General features: G+C 66.7%; 2 protein-coding genes and 1 pseudogene. All 3 read right to left on the bottom strand.

Going from position 1 to position 1,055, the window contains the following annotated elements:
• Positions 1-153: 153 nt before the first annotated feature.
• A pseudogene (locus tag E1258_RS32795) lies at positions 154-246 on the bottom strand (transposase); the annotation flags it as partial.
• Complete coding sequence (locus E1258_RS32790) at positions 245-652, bottom strand: transposase (RefSeq protein WP_371688723.1); 408 nt, start codon at positions 650-652, stop codon at positions 245-247. The pseudogene E1258_RS32795 and the gene E1258_RS32790, both read right to left, overlap by 2 nt.
• Positions 649-774: a transposase gene (locus tag E1258_RS36090; RefSeq protein WP_371688722.1), complete on the bottom strand. Its 126-nt coding sequence runs from the start codon at positions 772-774 to the stop codon at positions 649-651. Before E1258_RS36090 ends, E1258_RS32790 begins: the two co-directional genes overlap by 4 nt.
• Positions 775-1,055: the final 281 nt, after the last annotated feature.

The raw sequence follows: 1,055 nt of genomic DNA, 5'->3' as shown, positions 1-1,055 counted from the left end.
TCTCTACACGTGCGAGCTGCACGTGGTGGTGTTCGACGCGCAGGGGCAGCCAGACAGCTCGTTCGGCTCCGGCTGGTCCGGCCCGCACCGCGCCTACCTCCGCTTTGCGTCGGTGACCGAGTAGTGCATTGCGTCGCGACGGCGTCCGGCAGGCCCCTTGAGCCCGTCACCGACGAGCATGAGCACGTCAGCGACGCCGCGGTTCTTCAGCTCGGTGAGCACGTGCAGCCAGTGCTTCGCGCCCTCACCACCATCGCCGGCCAGAAGCCCGTCCGGGTCGCGGGCGACGCGGTGCCCGGCCGGGCGTATCCGCAGAAAGACGAATTGGGAGCGCGTCGCCTTTGACCCGCATGATGTAGCCGATTCCACGCTGGTCCAGGGCGCTGCGGAACTGGCTGTCGTCGCCGTAGCCGGCGTCGGCGGCCAGCAGCGGCGGACGCAGCCCGTCCTCTGCCAACTTGTCGAGCAGGTCCACCACCAGCGCCCACTTCGGGCGATGCCGCTCCTGCCCGGGGATCCCGCAGCGGGCCCGACGGGCGGCCACCCCAGCCCCGTCAGCCTCGTCAACGGCCCGGTCGTCCCACGAGGTCGGGAGAAACAACCGCCAATCGAGGGGGCACGACGCGACGTCGGTGACCGCGTGAACACTCACCCCGATCTGGCAGTTCGCTGTTGCAACCCCTGATGATCCACCCCGAGCCGCTGCGCCATCGGTTGCATCGACTTGCGCCGCCCGTCCAGCAACAGCCCCCGCAGATACGTCCCACCCTTCACCCGCTGATCCGACCGAAACCAACGGGGTGAACACGTCCGCGGCGAACGCCTCAAGCAGTTGCCGCACAACCGAAGGATCGTCAGGGGTCACCGAAACATCGACCTACCCTGAACCGCTCCAACCACCCTCGACACACCGACCCAACAAAGCACTACTAACTTGATCTTTAACCCTTGCGTCGTGGCCTCGGGCTATTCGAGGTCTTCGTTTTCTTGGTGTTGCTGTTCGGCTTGTTGCTGGTAGCAGCTGTGACGATGTGGACGTCGTGGCGGGCGGCTCG

The sequence above is a fragment of the Micromonospora sp. KC207 genome, assembly GCF_004348615.1.
Taxonomy (GTDB): Bacteria; Actinomycetota; Actinomycetes; order Mycobacteriales; family Micromonosporaceae; genus Micromonospora.
The sequence above is the reverse complement of the archived record's forward strand: the minus strand, read 5'-3'. Positions and strand labels throughout refer to the sequence as shown.